Source organism: Parasediminibacterium schistidii (assembly GCF_046546515.1).
GTDB lineage: Bacteria > Bacteroidota > Bacteroidia > Chitinophagales > Chitinophagaceae > Parasediminibacterium.
Map to the genome: position 1 here is coordinate 84,938 of NZ_JBKHKJ010000017.1, position 14,156 is coordinate 99,093.

General features: G+C 41.2%; 11 protein-coding genes and 1 tRNA gene. 9 read left to right on the forward strand and 3 right to left on the reverse strand.

Annotated elements, in window-relative coordinates; genetic code table 11:
• Positions 1 to 20: 20 nt before the first annotated feature.
• Entirely contained in the window at positions 21 to 1,238 is a 1,218-nt protein-coding gene (locus ACHFIY_RS11290) for a BaiN/RdsA family NAD(P)/FAD-dependent oxidoreductase (protein WP_410846199.1), read from the forward strand.
• Between the two features lie 327 nt (positions 1,239 to 1,565).
• On the opposite strand, the gene ACHFIY_RS11295 is transcribed toward ACHFIY_RS11290, so the two are convergent.
• From ACHFIY_RS11295 to ACHFIY_RS11305, 3 genes are all read right to left on the reverse strand, one after another.
• Positions 1,566 to 1,639 (reverse strand) — tRNA-Gln (locus ACHFIY_RS11295).
• Between the two features lie 145 nt (positions 1,640 to 1,784).
• Entirely contained in the window at positions 1,785 to 1,991 is a 207-nt protein-coding gene (locus ACHFIY_RS11300) for a putative signal transducing protein (RefSeq protein ID WP_410846200.1), read from the reverse strand.
• An 8-nt stretch (positions 1,992 to 1,999) separates the two neighbouring features.
• Positions 2,000 to 2,995, reverse strand: coding sequence for a CPBP family intramembrane glutamic endopeptidase (locus tag ACHFIY_RS11305; protein ID WP_410846201.1), 996 nt, complete (start codon positions 2,993 to 2,995; stop codon positions 2,000 to 2,002).
• Positions 2,996 to 3,223: 228 nt separating this feature from the next.
• Here ACHFIY_RS11305 and dusB point away from each other — a divergent pair, with 228 nt between their 5' ends.
• The 8 genes from dusB (at position 3,224) to ACHFIY_RS11345 (ending at position 14,048) form a co-directional block, all read left to right on the forward strand.
• Positions 3,224 to 4,261, forward strand: coding sequence for a tRNA dihydrouridine synthase DusB (dusB, locus tag ACHFIY_RS11310; RefSeq protein ID WP_410846202.1), 1,038 nt, complete (start codon positions 3,224 to 3,226; stop codon positions 4,259 to 4,261).
• Between the two features lie 276 nt (positions 4,262 to 4,537).
• Positions 4,538 to 5,224: a lipoprotein signal peptidase gene (locus tag ACHFIY_RS11315; RefSeq protein WP_410846203.1), complete on the forward strand. Its 687-nt coding sequence runs from the start codon at positions 4,538 to 4,540 to the stop codon at positions 5,222 to 5,224.
• A gap of 1,286 nt (positions 5,225 to 6,510) precedes the next feature.
• Positions 6,511 to 7,773 carry an adenylosuccinate synthase gene (locus tag ACHFIY_RS11320; protein ID WP_410846204.1) on the forward strand — a complete coding sequence of 421 codons (1,263 nt, stop codon included), beginning with the start codon at positions 6,511 to 6,513 and terminating at the stop codon, positions 7,771 to 7,773.
• A 122-nt stretch (positions 7,774 to 7,895) separates the two neighbouring features.
• Positions 7,896 to 8,351 carry a hypothetical protein gene (locus tag ACHFIY_RS11325; RefSeq protein ID WP_410846205.1) on the forward strand — a complete coding sequence of 152 codons (456 nt, stop codon included), beginning with the start codon at positions 7,896 to 7,898 and terminating at the stop codon, positions 8,349 to 8,351.
• Positions 8,352 to 8,531: 180 nt separating this feature from the next.
• A complete protein-coding gene (locus ACHFIY_RS11330; protein ID WP_410846206.1) occupies positions 8,532 to 9,818 on the forward strand; it encodes an anthranilate synthase component I family protein in 1,287 nt (428 codons plus the stop codon).
• A 240-nt stretch (positions 9,819 to 10,058) separates the two neighbouring features.
• The gene (locus ACHFIY_RS11335; RefSeq protein WP_410846207.1) at positions 10,059 to 11,078 is read left to right on the forward strand and encodes a COX15/CtaA family protein; all 1,020 of its coding nucleotides are present in this window, start codon (positions 10,059 to 10,061) and stop codon (positions 11,076 to 11,078) included.
• Positions 11,075 to 13,303, forward strand: coding sequence for a hypothetical protein (locus ACHFIY_RS11340; protein WP_410846208.1), 2,229 nt, complete (start codon positions 11,075 to 11,077; stop codon positions 13,301 to 13,303). The genes ACHFIY_RS11335 and ACHFIY_RS11340 overlap by 4 nt, the downstream gene beginning before the upstream one ends.
• A 481-nt stretch (positions 13,304 to 13,784) precedes the next feature.
• Positions 13,785 to 14,048, forward strand: coding sequence for a hypothetical protein (locus tag ACHFIY_RS11345; RefSeq protein WP_410846209.1), 264 nt, complete (start codon positions 13,785 to 13,787; stop codon positions 14,046 to 14,048).
• Positions 14,049 to 14,156 lie beyond the last annotated feature (108 nt).

Here is a 14,156-nt window from a genome sequence, read left to right on the forward strand (position 1 = left end):
CATTCGTTTACTTTGCAAGCATGGCAAAAACACTAATTGTTATTGGCGGTGGGGCAGCTGGCTTCTTTTGCGCAGTAAATGCGGCACGGATGGATAGCAATTTGCGGGTACTACTCTTAGAAAAACAACAAAAACTACTAAGCAAAGTAAAGGTGAGCGGTGGCGGCCGCTGCAATGTTACCCATGCTTGTTTTGATATAGCAGAGCTAATACAGTTTTACCCACGGGGCAAACAGTTCCTGAAAAAAGCATTCCATTGGTTCAATACCAATCATACCGTTAGTTGGTTTGAGGAACGGGGCGTAACGCTAAAAACAGAAGCAGATGGGCGGATGTTCCCCAGTACTGATAATTCCCAAACAATTGTAGACTGCCTGCTGAAAGAAGCCACGAAATACAAAGTAGAAGTATATACTGGCTGCGATGTTTCGTCAATTGCACAAAAAGAAGAAAAGTGGCAAGTAAAAGCCGGAGCTGCTATCTATAATGCTGACTTTATCTGCATTGCCGCAGGCGGCTATGCCACTGCGGAAAAATTTGCATGGCTGCAACAGCTGGGGCATACAATAGAAACGCCTGTGCCATCATTATTTACATTCAATATGCTCAAAAACCCAATTAAGGAATTGATGGGTGTAAGTGTTGCCAATGCGCAAATAAAACTAATAGGCAGTAAGCTGCAAACAAGCGGCCCATTGCTCATTACCCACTGGGGGCTTAGCGGCCCTGCCGTGCTAAAATTATCAGGCTGGGGCGCAAGGGAGCTAGCCGATAAACAATACCAGTTTTCTATATTAGTTAACTGGCTACAAGATACCAACGAGCAGCAACTAAGGGAAAATTGGCAATACCTAAGAAATGAGCACGCCACACAAAAAATTGGCGGCAAAAACCCCTTTGGCTTGCCCAGCAGGCTATGGCTCTATTTTTTAGCTCTTTGCGGTATTAAAGAAGACACACGCTGGGCAGAACTGCCAAGTGCGGCACAAAACAAATTAATAGCTACGCTAACCGCACAACAATTTGATGTAAGTGGCAAAACAACCTTTAAAGAGGAATTTGTAACCTGTGGAGGTATCAAGCTAAACGAGATAGACCCAAACACCATGCAAAGCAAAAAAATAAACAACCTTTTTTTTGCCGGCGAGGTAATGGATATAGATGGCGTAACAGGCGGCTTCAACTTTCAAAATGCCTGGACAAGCGGCTGGATAGCTGCTAAGGCTATAGCTTCTTAGCTATTTTAAGTTTTGAGTTTTAAGTTTTAAATTAGGGTGGGAAGTTGTTTGAGTAGGTTATATCAATGTTATTCGCTAGGCTGACTTTGTGTGTATTTGGTAACTTTTCAAAAGTTGCCAAATCTAGCAGATTCTTACAGTAGGGTTGCCAACCTTCAAAAGCTTGGCAACCCTACTGTAAACTAAATGTAAAAATGCGCAATTCTTTTCTTTAATTCTTTCCTTCGTGCAAATTTGAGCCATTGTGCCTTAGTGGCAAATTTGCTTGCCCCCTTTAGGGGATGGGGGTACAATAAAAAGCCACGATATTAATATCGTGCCTTTTTGTGGTTGGGTTACCAGGATTCGAACCTAGACAGACAGAACCAAAAACTGTAGTGCTACCATTACACAATAACCCAATCCTTATCCAACTGTTATATTGGATGGAGTGCAAAAATAGGGATGCTAGGGTATAGAACAAAATTTTTTTATGGATACCTTTGTTTTCTCTACTGTTTTCTTTTTTTTGGCTTAATGTCTATATGGTAAACACTACCATAAAACTTAATTTAGCAAAGCTTTATCAAGCAAAGCCTTTGCCATTTCTTTTAGTGTTACTGGCACATACACTTCTATATCGCCAAAATTCAGGTAGCTGCTGTCTAGCTTGTTCAGCACCTGCACGGGTATATGGTTTTCTTCCAGCATCCCTTGCACTATGCTAGCTTCGGTATAACTCCTTGTTTTGAGTAACAAATGCCATTCTTTCATGTGGTCAATTAAAAACTTGCTTTTTCAGCCAATAAATCCTCGCTTTTCCTTTTGAAATTAATCATCAATGCCACTAAAAAAACAATGCCGCCAAGGCCTAGCCAAGTAGGGAAATGGTCTTCTAAGGCATCTTTCATGGGCTTGCCTTGCAGCGAAAATATATACAAAGAGGTAACTGCAATGGCGTTGTTCAAAAAGTGGGCAAGTATATTTAGCCATATATTTTTACTGTAGTAATACAACAAGCCCAGCACAACCCCCAAGCTAGCCCGGGTTAAAAAGCCATAATAACTCATGTGGATGGCGCTAAAAACAATGCTGGTAATAATGATGCCCAACCAAGCATTGCCAAACCAGCTAACAAGCAGTTGCTGCATGGTGCCCCTAAAAAACAATTCTTCTACCAAGGCAGGCGTTAGGGCTATTACCAGCAGTGCCACAAAATAGTCTTTAATATTCTTCATTTTTGCCATAGCTTCCACCTGCCCTGCATATTGGTCCTCTGCCTTCCTGAAATAAGCAGCCCAGTTTTTGGGTATTGGTATCATTTCGTTCCATTCACCCAATATGCTGCCTACAAAAATAGCCGCCCAAGCTATTAATATCACCAGCCCTATTTGCTGGATAGAAATGGTTTTGTTGAACCCCAAATAGGCCAAAGGCTTTTTATGTACAATTAACGCAAAGAAAAATGCCGGCAGGAAAAACATAAAAACAGTGGTTACCAGTTGCAGAACTTTGGCAGCATTAGCATTCTCTGGTTGCATGATTACTTTGTCCAGCTCAAACAAATTAGCCGTTGGTACCATTATCTTTACAATAATTACAGCTACAAGGCTGCCCACAACAAGCCCACCGCCCGCAAGCCCTAAAAACAATGCAAACTGTGTCCAGTAGTTCATAGGCTCAGGTGCATATTGCCCATATTGCCGTTTGTAATAAATAGGGTTGTTGGAGATATTGTGAGGATTGGTTGACGGTATCAATTCATCTTGTTCGTCCATAAAATAATTTTGCGTGTACTTTTGCACAAAGATAAGGGCTTAGTCGTCAGTCGTCAGTCGTCAGTAAAATGAAGTAAGATAGGCTAATTTTTATGCAAGGCAATAGACGAACCATAAGACAAGCCCTGAAAGGGCGGAATATGTTAGCGGAGGGTGAAGCCCTCCGTAAAATGCCGCAGGCATGGCATATTGGTAGACTCATAATTCATAATTCCTAATTAAAAGAACGTGGTTTTCATAGATAAAATACAATTGCCCGATTTCCCATTGCTTTTAGCACCAATGGAAGACGTAAGCGACCCGCCTTTCAGGGCGGTGTGCAAAGACAATGGGGCAGACCTGATGTACACCGAGTTTATTAGCAGCGAGGGGCTAATACGGGATGCCATTAAAAGCAGGCAGAAACTGGATATTTTCGATTACGAACGACCTGTTGGCATACAAATTTTTGGCGGCGATGAGGATAGCCTAGCCCTTGCAGCTAAAATTGTAGATGTTACCAATCCGGACTTGCTGGACATTAATTATGGCTGCCCAGTAAAAAAAGTAGCCTGCAAAGGGGCAGGGGCAGGGGTGTTGAAAGATATTGATTTAATGATTAGGCTTACTACGGCCGTTATCAAGTCAACCAGCTTGCCCGTAACCGTGAAAACACGCCTTGGCTGGGACGAAGACACCAAGAACATAGAGGAAGTGGCTGAGCGGCTGCAGGACTGTGGTATAAAAGCACTGGCCATACATGGCCGAACCCGCAGCCAGATGTACAAGGGCGAGGCCGATTGGGCATTGATTGCCAAAGTAAAAAACAACCCCCGCATACACATACCCATTTTTGGAAATGGGGATATAGACAGCCCTCAAAAGGCCGTGGACTATAAAAACCGCTTTGGCGTAGATGGGGTAATGATAGGCCGTGCCGCCATTGGCTACCCGTGGATATTCAGAGAAGTGAGGCACTACATAAACACTGGCGAGCTGCTGCCCAGCCCTACCGTGGATGAACGGGTAGAAGTTTGCAAAAAGCACTTGCGCAACTCTATACTTTGGAAAGGTCCTGTGGTAGGCATCAACGAAATGAGGCGGCACTATGCCAACTACCTGAAAGGCCTACCCAACATAAAAGAGTTTAGGAACAGGCTGGTAACGCTAAAAGAAATGGAAGAAGTAGAAGCAGTGCTAGACGAGCTAAGCATACACTACCAAGGCTTTGAAATAGCTCGCAGCCCGATAGAACTCATTAATTACCACGAAAAATGCCCTGTTTAAGGGCGTATGCAATACGCCCTTTCGCTAACCTTTATAGGGTTACAAACCCTATAAAGGTTTTGTTGCTACTCACCACATCGAATATGCTTTTTAGCCACAAAGGCTCAAAAACACGAAAAAAAGAAGGTTAAAATGCATTGATAACATCATTTTTCTTTTGCCCTTAAAACTTTGTGCCGCTTTGTGTCTTGGTGCACTCGTGGCAAATTAACCAAACTTGCACCTAAGTAGTAACGCCAACGCTTATATTTGCCTTCTTTTTATAAAGGATATTGCATGAAAGGAAAGTATTTAGCACTCATTATACTATTGGTAATTGTTGCCGACCAAACAATGAAATTCTATATCAAGCTGCATTTTTTTGCCGGGGAGGAGCATGATGTACTGGGTACTTGGTTCCGCATCCATTTCATAGAAAACGAAGGCATGGCTTGGGGCTGGAAATTCGGTGGCGATATAGGCAAGATAATCCTCACCCTATTTAGGCTGGTAGCAGTAATATGGGGTGTTTTTATACTAAGGGATTTTATTACAAAAAAATACCACACAGGCTTTATCATCTGTGCAGGGCTCATTTTTGCAGGGGCATTGGGCAACCTGATAGACAGTATGTTTTATGGCCTAATATTCCAAAATAGCGACCCTTTTATACAAAATGTAGCCAAAATATTCCCCAAGGGAGGAGGCTATACCAGTTTTTTGCATGGCAAAGTGGTTGACATGCTTTACTTCCCCCTTATAAGTACCACCCTGCCAACTTGGGTACCTTTTTGGGGTGGCAAACAATTCGACTTTTTCGAGCCTGTGTTTAATATTGCCGATGCTTCCATTTCCATTGGGGTAATGATAATCCTCGTTTTTCAGAATACATTTTTCAAAAAAGAATTGGAAGGGTATATTGTTAATGATGTTGATACAGGCCAAACTACAAATACAGGAGTTGCTAACAACCATGCTGAATAGCCCGGGCTACTATTCGCCACATAGGCACATATAACGAGCAAGGTATTGCCTGCAGGCAGGGGCATAGTGCTGGGTAAAGCCCGGAACCGAAGCCCAGTGATTGCCATATTGCCGATTTTTTTTCCATAGCCAAATATATAACGCACAGACCGTACAAAAGCTAAATAGAAAAGAAAAAGATGAAGTTTGTTCCGTCACGCCCTGCTTGCGGCAATGCCCATGTAAGTAGCCGTTTTGTGTACGGGGTGTCCCATTTTGTGTTTTGTGAAACCCCAAACGGTGTCCACCTGTGAACGACCATTGTAAAGCCACAAGATTTATGGAAAAGTAAAACTTTTTGAAAGCCTAAAGCCTGCCTAATGCCTTCTTTTGTGCTCTTTTCAGGGTTATTTTTTTAATTTTCAACTTTTTAGGTTGTTTATTTGATGTAACTCATTGATATACAGTTGTTTTATTTATTAATGACGAAGGGGTTATAGTGATTTATTGTGGATTTAATGATGATTTATTGTGTATCATTGTGGATTTATCGTGTATCAATGAGGATTTATGATGTATTAAAAATGATTCTTTTTAGGTTGCCAAGTCCGCTTATTGGTAAATCGCTGTAAATTAGTCTACCGTAAGGTATAGTCCAAAACTAAAATCCTATATGGGGGCATATTTCCCCCATGAGCATCCCAAAATTCCCCCATATAGGTTGGGGACAAGTGGGACGAGGAGACTTTGTCAAGCTACAAGCTGTGTCAACCTGTGAGCGTTTTTTGGTTCCACAAACTGCCTGGGCAGGTTGTGGAACCAGGTTTTGCCAAGTTGCCTTGGTCTGCTGTTTGGGATTGTCCAACCAGTTTTGCTGTGTCCTATTTTCCCTCTCTTATATAGTGCAAACGTGTTTTGTTTGTCGCCGAAAGTTGCAAAAGTAGTCCGCAAAAATGGCTACCAACACTTGGCTTTAAGCGAGTAAAAAAGAAAGGAAACATATTGTAAGCTATCTTCTTTATAATACTTTTAAAATAATTTTCCCCATTCCCGAATAAGGCATTTTTCATTTTATAAGCCTTTTTGCACTGTTCTTTGTGTCCTTAAAGTGAAACGTTTTACCTTAAAAAGGGTTTTCTTTGTGCTTCTTTGCGCAAAATCTTTGTGTTCTTTGTGGTTAAATAATCTTTTAGGAATTAACCTGATTGGGGAAAGTTATTTCGAAAACATAAGTATGTGGCAAATTGAACAAAATTGCATTTGAGTAGCAACCAACACTTACATTTGTCGCCTGTTAAAAGAAAATTATGGTTGATGTTATTCTGGGGCTGCAATGGGGCGATGAAGGAAAAGGCAAGATAGTTGACTTTTTTGCCCCCAATTACGATATAGTTGCCCGCTTCCAAGGTGGGCCAAATGCTGGTCATACATTGTATGTGGGCGATACCAAAGTGGTACTACACCAAATACCTTCGGGTATTTTCCACCAAAACACTACCAATATTATTGGCGGCGGCGTGGTGCTAGACCCGGTAACCCTAAAAAGAGAGTGCGACAAAGTGGCTTCTTTTGGCATAGACGTAAAGAAAAACTTGTTTATATCAGAGCGTACCAACATTATTATCCCTACGCACCGTGCTTTGGACAAAGCCAGCGAAATGCAAAAAGGCGATAGCAAAATTGGCTCCACGCTAAAAGGCATAGGCCCGGCCTACATGGACAAGACAGGCAGGAACGCTATAAGGGTTGGCGATTTGCTAGACAAAAGTTTTACATCCCAGTACATAAAACTTCGCCTGAAGCACCAAAAATTGCTGGATAATTTCCACTTTATAGAAGATATTTCCAGTTGGGAAGACGAGTTTTTTGAAGCGTTGGAATTTTTACGTACCCTAAATGTGGTAAACAGCGAATACTTCATCAACAACCAAATAAAAGCGGGCAAAAAAGTATTGGCCGAAGGGGCGCAGGGAAGTATGCTTGATATAGATTTTGGCACTTTCCCTTATGTAACTTCTTCCAACACCATTTCTGCTGGCGTATGCACTGGTTTGGGCGTATCGCCAAAATTGATTAAAGAAGTATTGGGCGTTACCAAGGCATATTGCACCCGTGTTGGCAGCGGCCCCTTCCCTACCGAACTTGAAGACGCCACAGGAGAAGAATTAAGAAAGCTGGGTAGCGAGTTTGGGGCAACCACAGGCCGCCCAAGGCGGTGTGGCTGGATAGACCTCGTTGCACTAAAATACGCCTGCATGATTAATGGTGTTACGAAAGTAATCATGACAAAAGCAGATGTTTTGGATAGCTTTGAAGAATTAAAGGTTTGTACAGCTTATAACATAAGTGGGAAAGTAACTGAAGAAGTGCCATTCCAAATATCCAAGGTGAAAATTGATCCAGTTTTGGAAGCCCACAAAGGTTGGAATTGCGACACTACTGAAATAAAACAGGCATTAAATTTGCCCGTTGAAATGTCTAATTACATTAATTTTATCAACCAGTACGTTGGTGCACCTGTTAAATATGTGAGCAACGGGCCTGGAAGGGAGCAAATTGTAGCGTTGTAAGTTATTTGCCCCTCTCCCCTAAAGGGTGATAAAATTTACCCCTTTAGGAGACAGAAGCAAAAATATATTTGGTTAATACAATTTTCATTTGAATTTTTACAGTCTAAAAAACTTATTAGAACATGGCTATTAAATCTGATAAGGATGCAAAATCCACAGGAAAGAAGAATGCGGCCGAGAGCCCTTCACCAAAAGCAACCCCAAAAAGCAAGAAGCAATTGGAGGATGACGATGATGACGATTTAGATAATGATGATGACGATGTAAAGCCCGCTAAGAAAGGGGCTGCAAAAGCATCTGCTAAAAAAACGAAAAGTGATGACGACGATGAGGACGAGCCAGAAATTGAAGACGACTGGAACAAGTCGGACGATGATGAATGGGATCCCGACTTTGACGAGTTTGACATCCCTAAGTCTAAAGTTGGCAGCAAAAGCACTACCCCTAAAAAGGCAGGTGCAAAAAAAAGTAAAGACGAGGATGAGGATGACTTTAAGCTAGACGAAGATTTTAACGAATTTGACCTGTTTGGCAAAGGCGGCAAAGGCGGTTTTGATGATGACGACGATGATTTTTAGGCATTTTATACCGTAATTGTTAATAATAACAGGATTGGGCATTTATACTATATAAAATTTCCCGATCCTGTTTTTCTTAATCCTTTTGTGCTACTTTGAGTCTTTGCGCCTTTGAGGCAACTTCTTTTATGCTGCTTGAAGTGTACAATATTCATCTTGGTATAAAAGGTTTTGTAAGCAGTGCAAAGAAAAACAAGGGCATTCCCCATAACAAATTTTCAAGAAGTAAAGCAACAACTGCTGTATTGGGCTAACCAATATAGCAGTTGTTCTTTTTTAGATAGCCATCACTATGTCTCTGTCCACCAAAACGTAGAATGCCTTGTGGGGGTTGGTGCTATCAATACATTTTACCCACAGGAAAATGGCCAACAAGCCCTACAGGAGTTTATAGATACTACCAACGACTGGCTATTTGGGCATATTGCTTATGATTATAAAGATGTACTCAACCCTGCATTGGCAAGTAATGGCGTGGACAAGGTTGGCTTTGAAAAAATACATTTTTTTCAACCTGAAATTGTATTGCAACTATCGCTAACTGAATTGCGGATTGAAAGCCTTACGGAGGCCCCGGAAACGATTTTTCAGAGAATTATAGCAATACAGCCAGTCAATAACAAACTTCCACAAACTTCTTTGAACATCAAATCATCTATTACCAAGAAAGCATACCTGCATAGTATAGAAAAACTTCGGCAACATATCTTAAGGGGCGATTGCTATGAGCTTAATTTTTGCCAGGAATTTTTTGCTACTAATGCAGTTATCAATCCACTGGATGTGTACAACCAGTTGATGCAATTATCGCCCAACCCATTTTCCTGCTATTATAAAAACGGCGACAAATACTTGCTTTGTGCCAGCCCAGAACGGTATTTGCAAAAAAAAGACTGCCAACTCATTTCACAGCCCATAAAAGGTACTTTTAAAAGGGATATTGGCAATGCAGGGGCAGATAGCAAACTTAAACACCAGCTATACAATAGCAGTAAAGAAAGGGCAGAAAATGTAATGGTAGTTGACTTGGTAAGGAACGACCTAAGCAAAATATGCAAGGAAGGTAGCGTGGCGGTAACCGAGTTGTTTGGCATTTATACCTTTCCGCAAGTTCACCAAATGATTTCTACTATTGCAGGGGAAATAAAGGATGGCATTGGCTTTTCCGATATACTGGCAGCTACCTTCCCCATGGGCAGCATGACGGGTGCACCCAAGAAAAGAGTAATGGAGTTAATCAACCAATACGAAGCTGGGCAGCGTGGCTTGTATGCTGGGGCCGTAGGCTATATTGCACCCAATGGCGATTTTGATTTCAACGTGGTTATCCGCAGCATTTTGTACAACGCCACCAACCAATATCTTAGCTACCAAGTTGGTGGAGGAATCACGTTTTACAGCAATGCGGAAGAAGAATACAAAGAATGCTTGTTGAAAGCCGAAGCGATAAGGAGGGTTCTAGGATAATTATTTAGAGTCTATTTCGTTAACTAGAAATTGCTAATCTGATCCCAGAATCCTTATAACATTGATTAGTCAAATAATTTTATACATTTAAACACACGAAACCGATATACTTAATGGGTTGGTCTTTATATCTTTCTAAGTCTTGTAAAGCAAATAACTAACAAAAGCCAGCTTTGTATTGGTGAAATTGCTAATTATTTCATCTGTGCTATACCTTTACCATGTATTAATGAATGGAAGATGAAAGTTGCTAAAAGTTTTACAAGTTACGTATGGTTTGTGCTGGTAGTTGTTTTTTTGGTAATTGTTGCAGGCAGTGTTGTGCGAACCACCCAAAGCGGCATGGGCTGCCCAGACTGGCCTACTTGCTTTGGCAGTGCCATACCCCCAACAGATGCGCAGCAGGTTGCTTTTCAGCCCCGCCATTTGTATAAAAAGGGACAATTTATTATTTATAAAGACAGTTTGAAATATGCAAAAGAAAAATTTATTAGTGGTTTTGCTTATAACCCTGCCTATTGGAAGCAGTACGAAAAGCACAATAATGCCACATTCAGCGTGCTGCATACTTGGATAGAGTATATCAACCGCTTGCTGGGTGCATTGCTCGGCATATTTGTATTAATCCAGTTTGCATGGAGCATTCCATATTTCAGGCATCAACCGGCTATCGTGCTGCTCAGTTTTTTGTTGGTATTGCTAACTGGCTTCCAAGCATGGCTGGGCAAAACAGTGGTTGACAGCAACCTAGCTCTGCTAAAAATAACCATCCATATGTTTGGGGCTTTGGCAATGGTGTTTGTTAGTCTAGCAATCTTGTTTCAGGCCAGTGGGCGGCATTGGGTAAAAGCACCTAAAAAAATAGTACTGCTTACTGTTCTCTTAGGTGTTATTGTTTTGCTGCAACTGCTGCTGGGAACGCAAGTAAGGGCAGAAATAGACCATATTGCCGAGCATTTTAACTACCTGAATCGTAGTGGATGGATCAGCGAACTGAACTTCTGGTTTTATATACACCGCAGTTTTTCCCTAGTGGTGGCGGGGCTTAGTTTTTATATATTCTTTCTGTCGCGCATTAGGCCTAATGCTTCTGTGCTGGCACAGCGGTTTATATTTGTTGTTATCTTGGAAATAATTGTGGGCGTAGTGCTTGCTTATGCCGATTTTCCACAAGCGGCACAGCCTGTACACCTACTATTATCGTCTGTTTTGATAGCATTGGTTTTTAATAGTATATTGAGACTGAAAATTGAAAGATGAAAAAGTGGCTCATCGGTTTTTGGTACAGCTTGCCCATACAACTATTCTTCCTTCATTTCAGGAAGCACCAGGTGTTTTTACTATTTTGGTATATTCTGTTTGCCACTATTGCCGGTCATTTTTTAAATACTTATGGTGCTGTTGCCTTGTTCCTTTCCCCAGAATATCTTGGTGAGGTAAATTTTTTTAGTACAGCTATTGTAGGCATGTGCGTAGGTGTTTTTATAATGAGCTGGAACATCACCACGTTTATTTTACATGCACATTACCTGAAATTTTTAGCCACTACTGCCCAGCCATTTTTAAAATACTGCATCAACAATGCTATCATACCTTTAATATTCCTGATTTTTTATTTTATAAAAGCCATCCCTTACGAGCATAAGGAAGAATATAATAACTGGTTGCAAATTTCAGGGCTTGTACTGGGTTTTCTTGTTGGTTTTAGCCTAGCCATTTTAATTGCCTTCCTGTATTTTTTTACGGCCGACAAAAGCATTTACTACAGCATGGCCCAGATGATAACAGTGGCCAACAAGCAATATGATGAGGAACTAATTAGCAAGCCATTGCCTGCACACAAAGATGAATTTAGGGTAGATTGGTTTTTGAGTGCTGCTTTTAGCCTACGGAAGCCAAGGGACACAAGGCACTACAGCGAGGAATTTTTAGACAGCCTTGCCCAGCGGCACCATTTTGCGGCTGTGTATGCCATATTGGTGGCGTTCATTTTCCTTGTGGTAGTAGGCTTTTTTTCTGACAAGGCATTTTTCCAACTGCCGGCTGCTGCAAGCATCGCTATTTTGTTTGCTATTTTAATAGGCGTGTCCGGTGCTTTTTCGCTGTTCCTGAAAAGCTGGAGCATACCAGTGGTAGTATGTATATATATTATATTTAACTATTTGTATGTAAACGAAATATTCGACCCTCGCAACAAAGTATATGGCCTGCACTACCCACCTAAAAAGGAAAGGGCTGTTTACAGCCCACACACCATAGACTCCATTGCCAGCTATGCGAACATGGAGGAAGACAGGCAGCATTTTCTGCAAGTATTGAATAACTGGAAGCAACGGCAGCATACCGATAAGCCAACGGTATTCATTATTAACGTAAGTGGGGGCGGCAGCCGCAGCGCAGCTTTTGCCATGGATGCCCTTCAACGGATAGATAGCCTGCTGCATGGTAGGCTAATGCCCCAAACCATATTGATAAATGGGGCAAGTGGGGGCATGTTGGGGGCTGCCTATTACAGGGAACTGTATTTACAAAAAATAAAAGGCAACAAAAACATTAACCTGCAAAACCCTGAATATGCCAGCAACATTTCAAAAGATTTACTAAACCCACTTTTTTCTTCTTTTGTGTCAAGGGATATGCTAGGACCGGTACAAAAAATTAGCCTAAACGGCAACGATTATGTAAAGGATAGGGGCTATGCCTTTGAGCAGCAGTTGAACAAAAACACGGATGGCATACTGATCAAGCAACTAAAAAGTTATACTTATTTAGAGGAGCAAGGCATTGTGCCGGTTATGATTTTTAACCCTGTAGTAAGCAGAGACGGCAAGAAAATGATTATCAGCACCCAGCCGTTCCGCTTTTTGATGAAGCCCCCCATTGACAGTGCAAGAAGAGCAGCTTACGAAGCAGATGCCATTGATTTTAACCGTTTTTTTGCAGGGCAGTCTGCCATGGATATTTCTATGCTTAGTGCCCTGCGCATGAATGCTACTTTCCCTTATGTACTGCCCAATGTATGGCTGCCCAGCAACCCCATTATTGACGTAATTGATGCAGGGCTAAGGGATAATTATGGGCAGGAAACTAGCCTAAGGCTAATAGAAGCATGTAAAAGCTGGTTTCAAGCAAATACGGCCAACCTTGTCTTGATCCAAATAAGGGACACGCCCATAAACGACTGGAACCAGCCACAAGAAAGCAATACCATACTTAGTTTTTTTACAAACCCTTTGTTGTTCCTGCAAAACAATTGGTTTAGCATACAAGACTATTACCAGCACGACCAGCTAGAGCATTTGTACGAGAGCTATGGCAGTGGGTTTAAAAAAATATGTTTCCAATATATACCTGGTAAAGATGCTAAACCAGCAGGGCTTAGCTTCCACCTTACCAGCGCAGAGAAGAAAGATATTGCAGCTTCCTTAAAAGACAGTGCCAATATTGCCGCTATGCAGCAACTGCAGCAAATAGTTCAGCACTAAAAAACGATTGGTAATACCTTAAATAACTTCTCCGTATAGTTAATTGAGATTGATATGACACAGCGAAAGCATAGGGATCCATTAGCTATAAATACCTCCCTAATTTGCTTTTAGTATCAAAAATATCGAGTTTTAAGCCCAAACTAACCTGTAATGTGTATTTTTTACGCTTTGGCAACCATATTACATAATTTACCGTACTTATTTGAAAGGCCTTTTAAAAAATTTATTTTCTTATCAGTATGCAGACATAATTAAGTTAATACTATTTATTTTAGAGACCTCACCCCAACCCCTCTCCGAAGGAGAGGGGCAAGAACGAAACCCTCTTAGAATTATATTAAGATAATTATGGCTTATTACTTCTATTTAATTAGCTGTCCCCTAGTTTAAGGGATTGTGCAAGTGTGCAGGAAGCATCATCTTTGTGTAACAATCAATCAAAAAGATTTCAATATTATTCACACAAAAAAATTATTTTATGTTTACAGGTTTTAAAATGAACGTTGCCATTATTGCAACCGTAGGCGTAATTATCACATCTACTATCACCGCCCCCTTTACCAAAATTTTTGGCAAGCACTACGAGGCTAGCAAAGACTTTTCGTGCTGCAAAAAAGATGCATTGGTGCTGCACCACTACTACACGGTAAGCGTGTTCTGGATAACTGTAGCCGATGGCTACACAGAAGAAAACACTGGCAAGCAAGCCCCAGGCGGTTGCGTTATCAGGTGCAACGACTAGGTTATACTAGTAATGAAATATTTAAAAAAAATTTAAAGCTTCCAAAACCGGGAGCTTTTTTATTGCGTATATGTGAGGGTAAAAGGAATTTTTTTTAAAATAGCAATC

What these genes read in the sequence shown, in the direction of transcription:
- ACHFIY_RS11290 (WP_410846199.1), top strand. Translation starts at nt 21, where the DNA reads ATGGCAAAAACACTAATTGTTATTGGCGGTGGGGCAGCTGGCTTCTTT.
- ACHFIY_RS11300 (WP_410846200.1), bottom strand. Translation starts at nt 1,991, where the DNA reads ATGAAAGAATGGCATTTGTTACTCAAAACAAGGAGTTATACCGAAGCT.
- ACHFIY_RS11305 (WP_410846201.1), bottom strand. Translation starts at nt 2,995, where the DNA reads ATGGACGAACAAGATGAATTGATACCGTCAACCAATCCTCACAATATC.
- ACHFIY_RS11315 (WP_410846203.1), top strand. Translation starts at nt 4,538, where the DNA reads ATGAAAGGAAAGTATTTAGCACTCATTATACTATTGGTAATTGTTGCC.
- ACHFIY_RS11320 (WP_410846204.1), top strand. Translation starts at nt 6,511, where the DNA reads ATGGTTGATGTTATTCTGGGGCTGCAATGGGGCGATGAAGGAAAAGGC.
- ACHFIY_RS11325 (WP_410846205.1), top strand. Translation starts at nt 7,896, where the DNA reads ATGGCTATTAAATCTGATAAGGATGCAAAATCCACAGGAAAGAAGAAT.
- ACHFIY_RS11335 (WP_410846207.1), top strand. Translation starts at nt 10,059, where the DNA reads ATGAAAGTTGCTAAAAGTTTTACAAGTTACGTATGGTTTGTGCTGGTA.
- ACHFIY_RS11340 (WP_410846208.1), top strand. Translation starts at nt 11,075, where the DNA reads ATGAAAAAGTGGCTCATCGGTTTTTGGTACAGCTTGCCCATACAACTA.
- ACHFIY_RS11345 (WP_410846209.1), top strand. Translation starts at nt 13,785, where the DNA reads ATGTTTACAGGTTTTAAAATGAACGTTGCCATTATTGCAACCGTAGGC.